The organism is Streptomyces griseoviridis (assembly GCF_005222485.1).
In the GTDB taxonomy this organism is placed as follows: Bacteria; Actinomycetota; Actinomycetes; order Streptomycetales; family Streptomycetaceae; genus Streptomyces; species Streptomyces hintoniae.
On sequence record NZ_CP029078.1, the window covers coordinates 4,292,393 to 4,305,690 of the forward strand.

14 protein-coding genes are annotated in these 13,298 nt (G+C 72.6%); 1 reads left to right on the plus strand and 13 read right to left on the minus strand.

Features of this window, described 5'->3' with window-relative positions; all coding sequences use genetic code 11:
• Positions 1-16: 16 nt before the first annotated feature.
• From DDJ31_RS18170 to DDJ31_RS18215, 10 genes are all read right to left on the minus strand, one after another.
• Positions 17-262, minus strand: a complete 246-nt coding sequence (locus tag DDJ31_RS18170) for a hypothetical protein (protein WP_127179235.1) — start codon at positions 260-262, stop codon at positions 17-19.
• Positions 246-497: a DUF6400 family protein gene (locus tag DDJ31_RS18175; RefSeq protein WP_127179234.1), complete on the minus strand. Its 252-nt coding sequence runs from the start codon at positions 495-497 to the stop codon at positions 246-248. Before DDJ31_RS18175 ends, DDJ31_RS18170 begins: the two co-directional genes overlap by 17 nt.
• 361 nt (positions 498-858) lie before the next feature.
• The gene (locus tag DDJ31_RS18180; protein ID WP_127179233.1) at positions 859-1,581 is read right to left on the minus strand and encodes a class I SAM-dependent methyltransferase; all 723 of its coding nucleotides are present in this window, start codon (positions 1,579-1,581) and stop codon (positions 859-861) included.
• A 239-nt stretch (positions 1,582-1,820) separates the two neighbouring features.
• A complete protein-coding gene (locus DDJ31_RS18185; protein WP_127179232.1) occupies positions 1,821-4,031 on the minus strand; it encodes a phosphotransferase family protein in 2,211 nt (736 codons plus the stop codon).
• Between the two features lie 211 nt (positions 4,032-4,242).
• The gene (locus tag DDJ31_RS18190) at positions 4,243-4,998 is read right to left on the minus strand and encodes an HAD family hydrolase (RefSeq protein WP_240678162.1); all 756 of its coding nucleotides are present in this window, start codon (positions 4,996-4,998) and stop codon (positions 4,243-4,245) included.
• Complete coding sequence (locus tag DDJ31_RS18195) at positions 4,998-5,882, minus strand: GntR family transcriptional regulator (RefSeq protein ID WP_127179230.1); 885 nt, start codon at positions 5,880-5,882, stop codon at positions 4,998-5,000. Before DDJ31_RS18195 ends, DDJ31_RS18190 begins: the two co-directional genes overlap by 1 nt.
• A 124-nt stretch (positions 5,883-6,006) precedes the next feature.
• The gene (locus DDJ31_RS18200) at positions 6,007-6,912 is read right to left on the minus strand and encodes a winged helix-turn-helix domain-containing protein (protein ID WP_431027786.1); all 906 of its coding nucleotides are present in this window, start codon (positions 6,910-6,912) and stop codon (positions 6,007-6,009) included.
• 410 nt (positions 6,913-7,322) lie between these two features.
• Positions 7,323-8,579 (minus strand): GNAT family N-acetyltransferase, encoded by a 1,257-nt coding sequence (locus DDJ31_RS18205; protein ID WP_127179228.1) that lies wholly within the window; start codon positions 8,577-8,579, stop codon positions 7,323-7,325.
• A gap of 137 nt (positions 8,580-8,716) precedes the next feature.
• A complete protein-coding gene (locus tag DDJ31_RS18210; RefSeq protein WP_127179227.1) occupies positions 8,717-9,721 on the minus strand; it encodes an asparaginase in 1,005 nt (334 codons plus the stop codon).
• Positions 9,722-9,799: 78 nt separating this feature from the next.
• Positions 9,800-10,483 (minus strand): RsiG family protein, encoded by a 684-nt coding sequence (locus DDJ31_RS18215; RefSeq protein WP_127179226.1) that lies wholly within the window; start codon positions 10,481-10,483, stop codon positions 9,800-9,802.
• 161 nt (positions 10,484-10,644) lie between these two features.
• Between DDJ31_RS18215 and dtd the strand changes: the two genes are divergently transcribed.
• On the plus strand, positions 10,645-11,070 hold the full coding sequence (gene dtd, locus DDJ31_RS18220; RefSeq protein ID WP_127182724.1) for a D-aminoacyl-tRNA deacylase: 426 nt from the start codon (positions 10,645-10,647) through the stop codon (positions 11,068-11,070).
• A 138-nt stretch (positions 11,071-11,208) separates the two neighbouring features.
• Here the strand turns inward: dtd and ygfZ are convergent, their stop codons facing one another.
• From ygfZ to DDJ31_RS18235, 3 genes are read right to left on the minus strand one after another with little or no spacing between them, the layout of a single operon-like run.
• The gene (gene ygfZ / locus DDJ31_RS18225) at positions 11,209-12,174 is read right to left on the minus strand and encodes a CAF17-like 4Fe-4S cluster assembly/insertion protein YgfZ (protein ID WP_127179225.1); all 966 of its coding nucleotides are present in this window, start codon (positions 12,172-12,174) and stop codon (positions 11,209-11,211) included.
• Positions 12,175-12,184: 10 nt separating this feature from the next.
• Positions 12,185-12,655, minus strand: coding sequence for a Fur family transcriptional regulator (locus DDJ31_RS18230; protein WP_127179224.1), 471 nt, complete (start codon positions 12,653-12,655; stop codon positions 12,185-12,187).
• Between the two features lie 16 nt (positions 12,656-12,671).
• The gene (locus DDJ31_RS18235) at positions 12,672-13,247 is read right to left on the minus strand and encodes an FABP family protein (RefSeq protein ID WP_093827511.1); all 576 of its coding nucleotides are present in this window, start codon (positions 13,245-13,247) and stop codon (positions 12,672-12,674) included.
• Positions 13,248-13,298 lie beyond the last annotated feature (51 nt).

The following is a 13,298-nucleotide window of genomic DNA, read 5'->3' on the forward strand; positions in this document are numbered from 1 at the left end:
GGCCCGCCCCCGCCCGTCAGGGGCAGGAGCCGCCGCCGGGGCGGGGGGACGTGCCGGGGCGGGTGTTCAGGGACCACATGTGCGTGCACCGGGGGCACTGGAGGTGGACGACCGGTCCGTCGTTGGAGATCAGGTAGCGCCAGTGGTCGTCGCAGTTGCGGCGGTCGGCGCAGGTCGCGCAGTGCCGGGCGTCGTCGCAGACGGGGCACGCCACCCAGGCGCGGCGGGAGGGGTCGGCCTGCGGGTCAGTGGGAAGGCGCACGGCCCGGCCCCTCCCCCGGCAGGACACCGGCGGCCACGAGCATGTCGTAGGTGCGCTGCTGCTCGGCGTCGAGACCGGAGTAGAGGAGGGCGTACGCCTCGTCCTCGCCCTGGAGCGCGGCCACCGGGTCCCAGTCGGGTCCGAGCGCGGCCATGACCTCGGTCCTCCGCCTGGCCTCGTCGAAGGTCAGGTCGAGGGTGAAGGGTATGAGGGCGTCGGCGTTGTCCTGGTTCATGGCGAGACTTCCGATGTGCTGGCAGAACACCACCATCTGTACCAGCGCCCGCGACGGCGGGGAAGGGTGACCTGAGTCGCCCCGGCACCGCCCCGGGCGGGCCGCCGCGCGCCCGGCCGCGGGACCGTCTCCGGATCGGCGGCCAGGGGTGGGCCGTTGCCCGCACCGGGTCCCGGCCGGGGCCGACAGCCTCGGCGCGGCACTGTGACGCACCTCATGACCGGGGGTGGGCCGTGGCCCGCACCGCACCGCGCTCCAGGCCGAGGTCCACAGCCTGGTGCGGCCCGGCCCGGCACGGCACGGCCCGGCACGGCACGGCACGGCACTGTGACGCACGTCCTGACCGGGGCGCCCTTCGCCGTCACGGCCGCCGGGCCACGAACACGAACTCGCGGCCCGGCCGGTCCGGCGCGTCCCTCACCTCGTCGAGGACGAAGCCCGTCGCGGCCAACTCCCCCTCCACCTCGTCGCGTTCACGGAACCGCAGCGTCGAGTCCGACGTCAGGACGGCGCCGTCGGAGGCGAACTCGTACGTCCAGCGGAACGTCACCAACGGCCCCCGCACCTCGGTCAGTTCGACCCAACTGCGGACCGCGCCGACGCCCGGCACCTCGGTCACGGTCTCGGAGTCGGCCCGGTTCCACCGCTCCCACGCGCGTCCCGCCGGGTCCCTGGTCTCGAAGACCAGGCGTCCGCCGGGGCGGAGCGCCGCGTGCGCGGCCCGCAACGTTCCGTGCCAGGCAACGGGATCGACGATGCCCTGGGCGACGTTCGCCGTCATGGTCGCAAGGTCGACCCGCAGGGGCGGCAGCGTCGTCGCGTCCCCGTCGCACCAGCGCACCCGCTCGCCACCCGGCTTGCCGCGCGCCACGTCGACGGACGCCCGCGCCGGATCGACGCCGACGACCTCGACCCCGCGCCCGGCCAGCAGCAGCGCGAACACGCCCGTCCCGCACCCGATGTCCAGCACCCGGCGTGCCCCGAACTCCCGCGCCATCCCGAGGTAGGCGTCGAGGTCGGTGCGGTCGGGGTCGAGGGCGTCGTAGATCGCGGCGAGTCGAGGTTCGGCGAAACAGGCGTCCATGGGGCTCCCCTCACTCCGTCTCCGGGCGCGCCTCACCGTAGCCGAGTAGCCACAGTGGTCCGCAGTACTGGCCGCTCGCCCGCCCCCGAGAACCTGTGGCGGGCCAGGAGCCCGCCTCTCTTCTCTGCGCCCCTTTCATCCCCATGGGAACCAGCGACAGAGAAAGCAGACGCAGCAGCGCATGCCCGACGACACGCTCACAGGCGAGGAACGGGAGTTGATCCCCCTCCTCGCCCCCCTCACCCCCCCGGCACCGCTCCCCCCACCCCCGAAGGCTCGTCGAAGTCGGGGCCGGTGGTGGGGCGGGGGGTGAGGCCGAGGGAGCCGGTCGCGGCGATCAGGGTCATCGCGTAGGAGTCCACCGCGCGGCGGACGTTGGGGGCGTCGAGGCCCGCTCCGGTCACCAGGCGGTCGAGGTCGACGTACGCGGACCGCACCAGTTCGATCCAGCGGTAGACCCGCCAGTCCTCGCGCCAGCCGGTGGTGCTGGCCGCGGGCAACAGGCTCTCCCAGCGGCGGAACATGCGGTCGCGGATCTCCGGCAGGGTGGGGGTGAGGTGCATGTGGCGGACCAGTTCGTAGAGCGGATCGCCGACCACCGCCATCTCCCAGTCGATGATGGTCAGCGCCAGCCGGTCGCTGCGGCGCACCAGGTTCCACGGGTTGAGGTCGCCGTGCAGGAGGGCGGGTGTGCGGTGGCTGACCTCGTGCCGGGCGAGGATCTCCCGCAGCCGGTCGGCGCCCGGCAGGCCGAGGAGCCGGGCGGCCTGCTGCGACTCGTCGGGCAACTCGGCGACCATCAGCACCAGTTGCTCGCGCAGCCAGCGGTGGAAGCCGCCTTCGCCCGCCGCCGGGTCGACCTGTTCGTAGTCCACCCGGGTCATGGCGTGCAGCTGGTCGACGAGCCGGTCGGCCTCGTGCGGCAGCAGCCCGTGCACGGGGTGGCTCGGGGGCCGGTCGATGTCCCGGTGTCCGACGTAGGTGTGGATGGCGAAGGGGTCGCCCCGGTAGCTGCTGCCGAGGGCCAGCACCCGGGGGGCCGCCACCTCGGCGCCGGACCTCTCGATGGCGCGCAGCACCGCGTGTTCGCTGAGGAAGCTGGGCTCGCGCCGGACGAGTCCGGCGACCTTGCGGCGCACGACGACCGGGTAGTCGACGCCCGGTACCCGTACGACGGTGTTGAGGTGGGCCGTTCCCTTGAACACCCGGTTGGCGGGGGCCGCCCCCTCCTCGAGCAGGGCGAGGCCGACCGAGGCCGCCGGGAAGTCGGGGTGTTCCGAGAGGCGTCGGTCGGCCCGCCACCGCAGGGCGCGCAGCACCCGCGGGCCGCCGCCGTCGGCCGGTTTCGGCCTGGCCGCCCGCCAGCGGTAGAGGATGCCCTCGATCTGGGCGGGTTCCGGCACGTCCCGCAGCCTCAGCGGCTGGGCGGCGGAGAGCAGCGCGTCGTGCACGGCGGCCGTCGCCCGGCGCAGGCCGTCCTCGTCGTCGGTGCCGGCCAGCGGGTGCGCGGCCCGCATCACGTCCGGATAGACGGACTGGGCGCGTTCGAAGTCGACGTAGTGGCGCAGGTCCTTGGCGAGTCCGGCGACGGCGGCGGGGCGCACCGCCTCCATGGCGCGGGCCCACGCCTCGACGACGTCGTCCCGCTGGTGGGCCGGGTACCGCATGCGCACCAGGTGGGTGGCGAGGTCGTGCAGGGGGTCGCCGTAGCCGGCCAGTTCCCAGTCGACGCAGGCCAGTCCTGTGCCTTCGGGGTCGGGCAGGATCAGGTTGCCGCGGTGCAGGTCGGTGTGGAGGAGGCTGTAGGGGCGGCGGGTCATCGCGGGGACCCGGTCGGCGAACCGGGCGAGGGCGTCGTCGGGCAGGCCGAGCGCGGCGAACAGGCCGCCGAACTCGGGGCGGCCCGGGAGCCGGATCTGCTGGTCGGCGAGGTGGGCCAGGGTCCGCAGGAAGCCCTGGCTGTCCCGGTTGTGGGGCCAGGACGGCGGCAGCGCCGGCAGGTTCTCGCGGCGGACCCGGGTCAGGAGGGCGAGCTGCCCGACCGCTTCGTCGACGCGCCGGGCGTCGACGGGGGTGTCGTCGGGGTGGACGGCGGAGAGCGGCACGCCCTCGACATGGCTGAGGACGAGGCAGCCGTCGTCCGCGAAGAGGCAGACGGGGGTGTTCGGCAGGTGCCCTTCGACGGCGCGCAGGACGCCCGCCTCGTCGGGCCAGGTCCTGATCACCACGGGCAGCGCCTCGGGCCGCCGGGTCCGCACGGTCGCCGAGGTGCCCTCGGGCCGCCCCCACCGGCGGGCCGCCGTCGCCGTCAGCGGCAGCACGTGGTTGTGGTGGTGGTGGCCCGTGAGCGTACGCCCGCGCGCCCGCGCGGTGTCGATGAACTCCCTTACGGCGTCCGTGGGTCGGGCCCGTCCCCCGGGAAGCGGCGGAAGGGAAGGTGGTGCGCCCACGGGCTGCTCCGGATGCGTGATGAGAACGGTACGGCACACCGTAAACACGCGCGGAGGGTGTCTCTCGTCGAAACGGTGTCCGCCTCACCACAACGGGTGGTGCGCGGCGCGGGTCCGCGCGGTCGTGGCGGGTCGGCGTGTACACCGCCTCGTACGCGCGCGGCGGAGGTTCCGCTCAGCGCGTGCGCGCCCGCTTCCGGGGAGGGCCAGGCTACCCGTGCACCAGGCTGAGCAGCGGCTGAAGGGAGTCGACGACGATGTCGGCCCCGGCCCTGCGCAGCAGTTCGGCCTTCCGGTCGTTGCGCGCGAAGCCGAGGAACGGCACCCGCGCCTGCGCCGCGGCCTCGCAGTCGGACGGCGCGTCACCGATCATCAGGGCGTCCTCGGGGGCGGTGTCCAGCGCGCTCAACGCCTGGTTGAGGCAGTGCGGGTGGGGCTTGAGGCGGTGCAGGTCCTGGGTGCGGCCGTAGAGGTGCGGGTCGAAGCAGGACAGCAGGCCGCGGCCCTCCAGGTAGGCGCGGACCACGGTGGCGGAGTTGTTGGTCGCGACGGCGAGCCGGGCGCCGACCGCCGTCCAGGTGCGGATCAGCGGGTCGGCGTAGGCGGTCGGCCAGGCGGACGGCGCGGCGTTCAGCTCGTGCCGGGTGAGCCGTTCCTCCAGCTCGGTGACCAGGTCGCTGCCGGGGTGGCGCCGGTCGACGGCGCGCAGGACGACCTGCGGGTCGTAGGTCTCCCGCTCCTCGTCGGTGAGCAGGTCCCGCAGCCCCCGCCCCGCCAGCCAGCCGACCAGGTCGGCCGCCACGTCACGGGCGGGATGTCCGGCGAACAGCCGGCAGACGGGCCCGTCGAAGTCCCAGAGGACGACACGGGGGCGGGTGATCAGGTTCCTGAGTTCCTCGGTGTCGTACGCGATGTCGTACACGGTCTCTTTCGCCACCGGTTCGGTCTGCGCCGTATCAGAAGTCACTAGAAGAGTGTCAGGTCGGTGGTGATGGTTTCCCAGAGGGCGTCGAACCACTTCTGCGATTCGTCCACGAACGCGGCGTCGCGCCGGCCCGCCGTCCGGTCGAAGGAGAACAGCAGCGACTCGGCGCCCAGCACGTCGTACATGTCGAGCGTCTGCCCGTCGTTGGTCTCCTCGCGCCGGGAGACCATGTAGTACGAGATCAGTGCCTCCGCGCCGTTGAGCAGGTACAGCTTGACCGGCGGGGTGAACGGCAGGGCCCGGAACGTGACGTCGACGTCGATGCCGTGGGACGAGCGCAGCGAGCGCAGGTTGTGCCGCATGACCTGGCCCTGGGCGTTGCGCTGGGCCAGCCAGCGCTGGTGGACCGGGTCGTCGTCGCCGTCGCCGCGCCCGTCGACGGGGACCGGGAACGCCAGGTTGATCTCGCGTGACGGCAGCAGGATGCGGACGTCGATCGACTCGGGGCGCAGCTCGCCCGCGTGGATGCTGCGCAGCGGGTCGCCGAGGGCCAGCATCAGGGTCTCGGCGGTGAGGCAGGCGGCGTCCACCTTGACGTGCCGGGCCGAGAACGCCTCGGCGAGCCGGGGCGCGAGGCCGACCATCGTGGGCTGGGGGCCGTCCGGGGTGACCGAGGGCTGGGCGATGCGCGGCGGGCTGCCCTTGCTGACGTTGCTCAGCAGGCCGTCGTCCTGGAGGGCGCGCAGGGCCTGGCGGACGGTGCTGCGCTCGACCTCGAACTCGTCGGCGAGTTCGGCCTGGGTGGGCAGCCGGTCGCCCGCCTTGAGCGCACCGGCCCTGATGCGCTCCCGGAGGCTGTCGGCGATCTCCTGTGCGGAGTGCTTTCTGCCGTTCACTGCCACCACGTTCTCCTGGGTCACGACCAAACGCTACAACTTCGATCCATCTGGGGCGAGTTGTTTGAAAGTTGTTTATGAGTACCGACCAAGTCGAGATTACCCGGTCAGAGTTGGTCACCAAGCTGGTGAAGTCGGCGGCATCCGTGCTCCGTCAGTCGCCGAGCTGGAGATCCGTGCTGATGGTCCGCCACAGCGCGTCGAACCACCGCCGGGACTGCTCCACGAACGTCGTGTCCCGCACCCCGGCCCCCCGCTCGAACGCGAACAGCATCGACCGGGTGCCCTCCACGTCGTAGAGCTGGAGCTGTTCGTGGTCGACCTCCCGCTCGCTGCGCGAGAGCGTGTAGAACGCGAACAGCGCCTCCGCGCCGTTGAGCAGGTACAGCTTGACCGGCGGGGTGAACGGCAGGGCGCGGAAGGTCACCCGGACGTCGATGCCGTGCGTGGCGCGCAGCGCGAGCAGGTTGTGGCGCAGCACCTGGCCCTGGGCGTTGCGCTGGGCCAGCCAGTGGCGGCGCAGCCGGTTGCCCGGTGCGGCCTCCACCAGGGTCGGGAACGCCAGGTCGATGTCCCGGCTTGGCAGCAGCACCCGCACGTCGACCTTGGCCGGTTTCAGCTGTCCGGCGTGGATGCGCCAGAGCGGTTCGCCGAGGGCGAGGTTGAGGGAGACCGAGGTCAGGCACAGGGCGTCTATCTCCACGTGCGGGGCGTCGAAGGCGGTGGCGACCCTCGGGGCCAGCGCCACCGTGGTGGGGAGGGGTGGCGCGGCGGGCCCGGCCGGCCGTCCGGGGTAGGACGGGTCGCCGACCACGGTGGCGGGGCTGCCCTTCGAGACGTTGGCCAACAGGTGCTCGGACTGAAGAATGCGCAGCGCCTCGCGCACCGCACCCCGCTCCACGCCGAACTCGTCGGCCAACCGCGCCTGCGTGGGCATCCGTTGACCGGCACGCAGTTCCCCGCTCCGGATCCTGGCCCGCAGCGCGTCCGCCACCTCGAGTGACCTCTGTGGCCGCTGAGACCTCGTCCGCCCAGTGGCAGAGCCGTGTTTCGGGTCCACGGCAAAACAGTACAACTTCCCGCCATCTTAAGGCAGTTCTTCATGAGGTGGTTATAAGCCGCTTCCAAGTGGAGATAAGTACAGTGAAGTTGGCAGCCAACTTGAGCAACCTGGTTGCTTTTCAGGGTGGTTGGCATGCAGAATCCAAGGGTGTCGCTCGGGTTCCCTTCCGGAGGGGAGCCGGGACCCCGGCCGACCCGCTCCAGCCGTACAGCCACAACTGAACACCGAAAACTTCACGCAGAGCGAGCGGCCCGCGCGGCCGCCGGCACAGCCACAACTGAACACGCACCGTCACAACTGAACAGCTACGGATGATGCACCGCGCACCCGGCACCACACGCGCAACGGCGTACACGCGTCGGCAGTCACACGCGTGTACGCACCGCTGAACAGGAAGGGACCGCAGCTCAGAACATATCCGGGCACCACGGTCGCCTGGACGGACGCAGCAGGGCGTCGGCCGCACGGGCGGCGCCCGCCCGCTCCTCCGTCACCCGGCCCAGCGCGGCGAGCCGCACCGTCGACTCGTCGCCCAGCCAGAGCATCGCCAACTCGACGATGCCGAGGGAGAGTTCAGCACTGCGCGTGGTAGGCACGCAGGTCGCCCCGGCGGGCGAGACCGTCAACTGGTACCGCCCGCCGGTCAGCCCGGCCGGATCGACGACGTCGAGCACCAGGCCGCCCTCCCGCCCGTACGTCCGCGCCTCCATGGCCTGCACGACGTCCAGGATCCGCACCCACAGCCAGTCCGCCTGCGTGGCGACGACGGCCGCCCTGGGGTCGGGCAGCAGCAGCGGGAGCAGGTCGTCGGGGGCGCGGTGGTCGCTCTTGACGCGGGTGACCCAGTCGATCGAGCAGAGGTAGTGCCACAGGGCGCGCTCGGCCTGCGGGGTCGCGGCGAGCAGCCAGCGCACCTTCGCCGTCTCCAGCGGCTGCTTGGTGTCGCTCCAGACGTCGTCCACCTCGTAGGCCACCAGTCCGTCGACCGTGCCGTCCGGCGCCCGGTAGGCGGCGAAGAAGGGCGTGGTCCACTTGGCGTCGAGCCGCACCGCCCCGGTGGCGGTCTGCCACCAGAGGTCGGTCCTGCTGACGGCGCCGGCCGTGGCCCTGCGCACCCGCTCGTGCAGCTCGGGCCCCGTCTTGCGGACGTCCTCGGGCTCCACCAGGTCGATCCGGCCGCCGTCGGCCGCCACCGGCGTGCGCGGGTCGAACCCGGCGCGCGTCACGTCGATGTCCCACCGCGTGCCGCCGGTGGCGGGACCGAAGCCGAAGCGGCCGTAGATCGGGTACTCGGCGGCGATCAGGGTGGCGACGGCGTCGCCGCGCTCCTTGGCCGCCGCGAGGTCCTGGCTCATCATGCGGGTGAGCAGGCCGCGCCTGCGGTGCGTGGCGGTGACGGTGACACCGGTGACCGCGTCGGCGGCGACGGGCCGCCCGCCGACCGCCGTCACCTCCTGGTCGAAGGAGCGGAACGTCGCCACACAGCGCCCGCCGTCGAACGCCCCGAGGAACCGGCCGGGCTCGAACCAGGAGCGCCGCCCCTCCAGTTCCTCCGCGGGCACCACGGGCTCCCGCTGGAACCCGGCGCGCACGGCACGCAGCCACTCGGGAAACTCTGCCTCGGTGATGGGCCGGACGTCGATATCGGTACGCGCGCTGGTCATGGCCTCACGGTATGTGGACGAGGGTGAGGTGTCGCGCAGATTTCCGAGGTCGGAAAGAGGTCGGCGACAGGTCAGAGGGAGGTCAGAAAGAGATCGGAGAGAGGTCAGAGAGAGATCAGAGGGAGGTCGGAGAGAGGTCAGAAAGCGGCCCGTACCTCCCCCACCTCCCGTGAGCCGCCCGTCAGGGGCGAGCGGCCGACGCGGTCGAGGACCGGGGAGGCGACCCCCAGCAGCGCGAGGGCCCGCGCGAGCACCGGGCCCAGGCTCCGCGCGCCGCCGTCCTCGACCTTGAACGCCAGCGCCCGGCCGTCGGCGAGGGCCACCGCCTGCACCGCCTCGGCGCCCGTCTTCGCGAGCGTCCCCGGCACCTCCCGCATCAGCCAGGTGTCGTGCCGCCTGCTGCCCGCGACGTACTCGGGGTGGGCCCGCATCGCGTCGGCGACCCGGCGTTCGGCCGAGCCGGGCTCGGCGCGGACGAAGGAGCGGAAGGCGCGGGCGAGCCCGGTCAGGCCGATCGCCGCCAGGGGCGCCCCGCAGCCGTCGGTGCCCACCGTCGCGACCGGTTCGCCGGCCGCGTCCTCCACCACCGTGTGGATGAGCCGCTGGAGCGGGTGGCCGGGGTCGAGGTAGCTCTCCAACGGCCAGCCGCGCAGCGCGCACGCGGCGAGCATCGCGGTGTGCTTGCCGGAGCAGTTCATGGCGACCCGGTCGCGGACCCCGCCCGCCGCCAGGTACGCCTCCCGCTCGACCGGGTCGAGGGGCAGGTCGGGCGGGCAGCGCAACTGCTCGGCGGTCAGGCCGTGTTCGGCGAGCAGCGTGCGGACCAGGTCCCGGTGGAAGGGTTCGCCCGCGTGGCTGGCGGCGGCCAACGCCAGCCGCTCTCCTCTGAGTTCGAGTCCTGCCCGCAGGACGCCCGCGGCCTGCATCGGCTTGTTGGCGGAGCGGGGGAAGACCGGCGACGTCACGTCACCGAGGGCCAGCTGCACGGCGCCGTCGGCGCCCAGCAGGACCAGGCTCCCCCGGTGCCGTCCCTCGACGAACCCGGAGCGGACCACTTCCGCGAGGACGGGCGGGGCGGGCGGCCCGGCGGGGGACGGCACGGGCTTCGGTGACGGCACGGGAGACGGCTTCGGTGACGGCATGGGGGACGGCTTCGGTGACGGCATCGGCGGTGGCCTTCCGCGGCGGGCGTTCCCGTGGGACGGCCGTCGCGCCGGGGCTCATGTGAGCAGGTCGTCCACCTGGGCTTCACCCTCACGGTACCTGCGGGCGATCTCCCCGCTACAGCCGTCAGCCGTCCGCTGGAGCCGCTGCCTGCACCGGGACACCTGCTGCTCGTACCCCACGAGACGCCCCATCGCCGTGTGCAGCTCCAGGTCGGTGCGGGCGGCCAGGTCGGACAGCTCGACCTCGGCGAGCATGTCGGCGGCCAGCTGCCGGTACTCCGCGCTCTGCGGGGTCCCGAGGGTGACATGGCGGGCGGACGACCGGTGCCTGGCCGGGGCGTCCGCGAGGATCTGCGAGAGCCGGTCGACGACGGAGCCCTCACCGCCGTCCCTGACCGGCCGCCTGCGGGCCAGCTCGGCGCGGAGGATGTCGATACGGCCCTGGAGCAGCCTGCGCACGTAGCTGAGGTCGGCCTCGTCGCGCTGGGCGTCCCGGCGCAGCACGCGCAGCTCGGGCAGGTTCAGGCTGGTCAGGTCGGGCTCGGACGGTTCGACGGGCGACGGCGGTTCGACGGGCGGCAAAGGCCCGCCGGGGTCGGCCGCCGCCGGGCTGTCGGTGCGCTGCGCGGGCGGCCTGGGCGCGGCGAGGTCTCCCGCCCGGCAGTCCTCCGCCCGGCTCTCCCCCGCGCGGGTGGACGAGACCGGGCCGGGCTGCCGCCCGGTACTCGGTGTGCTCATGTGTCTCTACCGTCCCGTAGACCGCCGTGTTCGGAAGCATCGTGCCACCCTCGGTGGCCGCTATGTGACCGAGTGCCCCCGAACGGCCCCAGATGGGGGGTTAAGGAGCGATGAGCGACCCGTGTGCGGACCCGCTCGAACGGACCGGCATGATGGGGCCCATGCGAGCGGTGGTGCAGCGGGTCGACGGCGCGCGGGTGGTCGTCGACGGCGAGACGGTCGGGGAGATCAGCGGCGAGGGCCTGTGCGTCCTGGTCGGCGTGACACACGAGGACACCGTGGAGAAGGCGGCCCAGCTGGCCCGCAAGCTCTGGTCGGTGCGGATGCTCCAGGACGAGCGGTCGTGCAGCGACATCGACGCGCCGCTCCTGGTGATCAGCCAGTTCACGCTGTACGGCGACGCCCGCAAGGGCCGCCGCCCCACCTGGAACGCGGCCGCCCCGGGCGACGTCGCCGAACCGCTGGTGGACGAGGTGGTGGCCCAGCTGCGGGCGCTGGGCGCGACGGTGGAGACGGGCCGGTTCGGCGCGTCGATGCGGGTGACGCTGACGAACGACGGCCCGTTCACGGTCCTGATCGACATCTGACGGGCATCGGCCCCCGTGCTCGGAGGACGGAGCACGGGGGACGGAGCACGGGGGCCAGAGGACCGAGCACAGCGGACAGGGACCGAGCACAGGGGACAGGGCAGAGGGGACAGGGGACCGAGACCGGAGAACCGGGGGCTACGGCTCGACGACGGTCTCCTGGGCGGCGGCGGTGTCGCCGGCCAGCAGCCTGGCGTCCGTCGCGACGTTCCGCTTGACCAGGGCCAGGGCGACCGGACCCAGCTCGTGGTGGCGGACGGAGGTCGTGATGAAGCCGACCTTGCGGCCGTCGGGCCCCTCGTCGGCGATCCGGATCTCGGTGCCCGCGCCCGGCAGGTGGACCTCGCTGCCGTCGAGGTGGAGGAAGACGAGACGGCGCGGCGGCTTGCCCAGGTTCTGCACCCGGGCGACCGTCTCCTGGCCGCGGTAGCAGCCCTTCTGGAGGTGCACGGCGGTGCCGATCCAGCCCAGCTCGTGCGGGATGGTGCGGTGGTCGGTCTCGAAGCCGAGCCGCGGCCGGTGCTGCTCGACCCGGAGCGCCTCGTAGGCCAGCAGCCCCGCCGGGTGACCGGTCCGCTCGGCGTAAGCCTCCAGGGCGTCGCGGGGCAGGAAGAGGTCCCGCCCGTACGCCGTCTCGCGGACGACGGTCCCCTCGGGCACCTCGGCGATGGAACCGGCCGGCAGGTGCACGACGGCGATGTCCCCGGTGCGGTCGGTGACCTCGACCCGGTAGAAGAACTTCATCGACTCCAGGTAGCCGATGAGCGCCTCGACGGTGCCGGGCTCGACATGCGCCCAGGTGGTGGTGCCGTCGTCCACGAGGTAGAGGGCGTGCTCGATGTGGCCGTGCGCGGAGAGGATCAGCGCCTCGGTGGCGAGACCGGCGGGGAGGTCGCTGACGTGCTGGGTGAGCAGCAGGTGCAGCCAGTTCAGCCGGTCCTCGCCGGTGACGGCGACGACGCCGCGGTGCGACAGGTCGACGAAGCCGGTGCCGTCGGCGAGGGCACGCTGCTCACGGAACAGGTCGCCGTAGTGGGCGGCGACACCTTCGTCCACGCCCTCGGCGGGGACAGCGCCGGGCAGGGACAGCAGAGGGCTCATCATGAGCCCAAGCCTACGACTCGGCGGCCGTGGCCTTCAGCGGACCCGCGCCGTCGCCGACGGCGGGCTCGCGCGCGCACTCCTCGCAGCGGCCGAAGATCGCGAAGTGCTTCATGTCGGTCTCGAAACCGAAGGTGTCCCTGAGCTTGGCGGTGAAGTCGGCGGCCACCGACACATCGACCTCGACGACGTTGTCGCAGTCGCGGCAGACGAGGTGGATGTGGTGGTGCCGGTCGGCGAGGTGGTAGGTCGGCGCGCCGTGCCCGAGATGGGCGTGGCTGACCAGGCCCAGCTCCTCCAGCAGCTCCAGGGTCCGGTAGACGGTGGAGATGTTCACCCCCGACGCCGTCCTGCGCACTTCCACGAGGATGTCGTCGGGGGTCGCGTGTTCGAGGGTGTCGACGGCTTCGAGCACGAGCTGCCGCTGCGGCGTCAGCCGGTAGCCGCGCTGTCTGAGGTCACTCTTCCAGTCGATGCTCACCACACCCCCGAGTCTAGGACTACTTGAAGAAGGCGATGCCGTCGTCCGGCATGTCGTCGGGGAGGGCCTTCGCCCAGCGTTCGACGTCCTCGGGGGTGACGACCTTCTTCAGGTGCGCCGACATGTAGGGGCGCAGCTCGACCTCGGGGGTCTGCTTCTCGCCGACCCACATCAGGTCGCTCTTGACGTACCCGTACAGCCGCTTGCCGCCGGTGTAGGGCCGGGAGGCGGCCGTCCGCGCGACCGCGTCCGTGACCAGGTCGATCTGCGGCTTCTTGTCGGCCAGCTCGCCGTACCAGATCTCGATGACGCCGTCGTCGCGGGTCATCGTGGCCTCGACCTTGCGGGCCGCGTCGATGCGCCAGAAGCCGGACTCGGACTCCAGCGGGCGGACTTTGTTGCCGTCGTTGTCGAGCACCCAGGTGTGCGACCGGTACTCCAGGAAGTCCCGTCCGTCGTGGCTGAAGGAGACCTCCTGCCCGAAGTTGCACTTCTCGGAGCCGGGGAAGTCGTGGACTCCCGCGCCGGCCCAGTCGCCGAGGAGGAAGGCGAGGGGGACCAGGTCCTTGTGGAGGTCGGACGGAATCTCGATCATGAGCGACAGTTTCTGGTCGGTTCCTTGGCGGAGGTCAGCGCTGGCCCTGGT

Coding starts and splice junctions, on each gene's coding strand:
- DDJ31_RS18175 (WP_127179234.1), bottom strand. CDS start 497: ATGAACCAGGACAACGCCGACGCCCTCATACCCTTCACCCTCGACCTG.
- DDJ31_RS18180 (WP_127179233.1), bottom strand. CDS start 1,581: ATGGACGCCTGTTTCGCCGAACCTCGACTCGCCGCGATCTACGACGCC.
- DDJ31_RS18205 (WP_127179228.1), bottom strand. CDS start 8,579: ATGACCAGCGCGCGTACCGATATCGACGTCCGGCCCATCACCGAGGCA.
- DDJ31_RS18210 (WP_127179227.1), bottom strand. CDS start 9,721: ATGCCGTCACCGAAGCCGTCTCCCGTGCCGTCACCGAAGCCCGTGCCG.
- DDJ31_RS18215 (WP_127179226.1), bottom strand. CDS start 10,483: ATGAGCACACCGAGTACCGGGCGGCAGCCCGGCCCGGTCTCGTCCACC.
- dtd (WP_127182724.1), top strand. CDS start 10,645: ATGCGAGCGGTGGTGCAGCGGGTCGACGGCGCGCGGGTGGTCGTCGAC.
- ygfZ (WP_127179225.1), bottom strand. CDS start 12,174: ATGATGAGCCCTCTGCTGTCCCTGCCCGGCGCTGTCCCCGCCGAGGGC.
- DDJ31_RS18235 (WP_093827511.1), bottom strand. CDS start 13,247: ATGATCGAGATTCCGTCCGACCTCCACAAGGACCTGGTCCCCCTCGCC.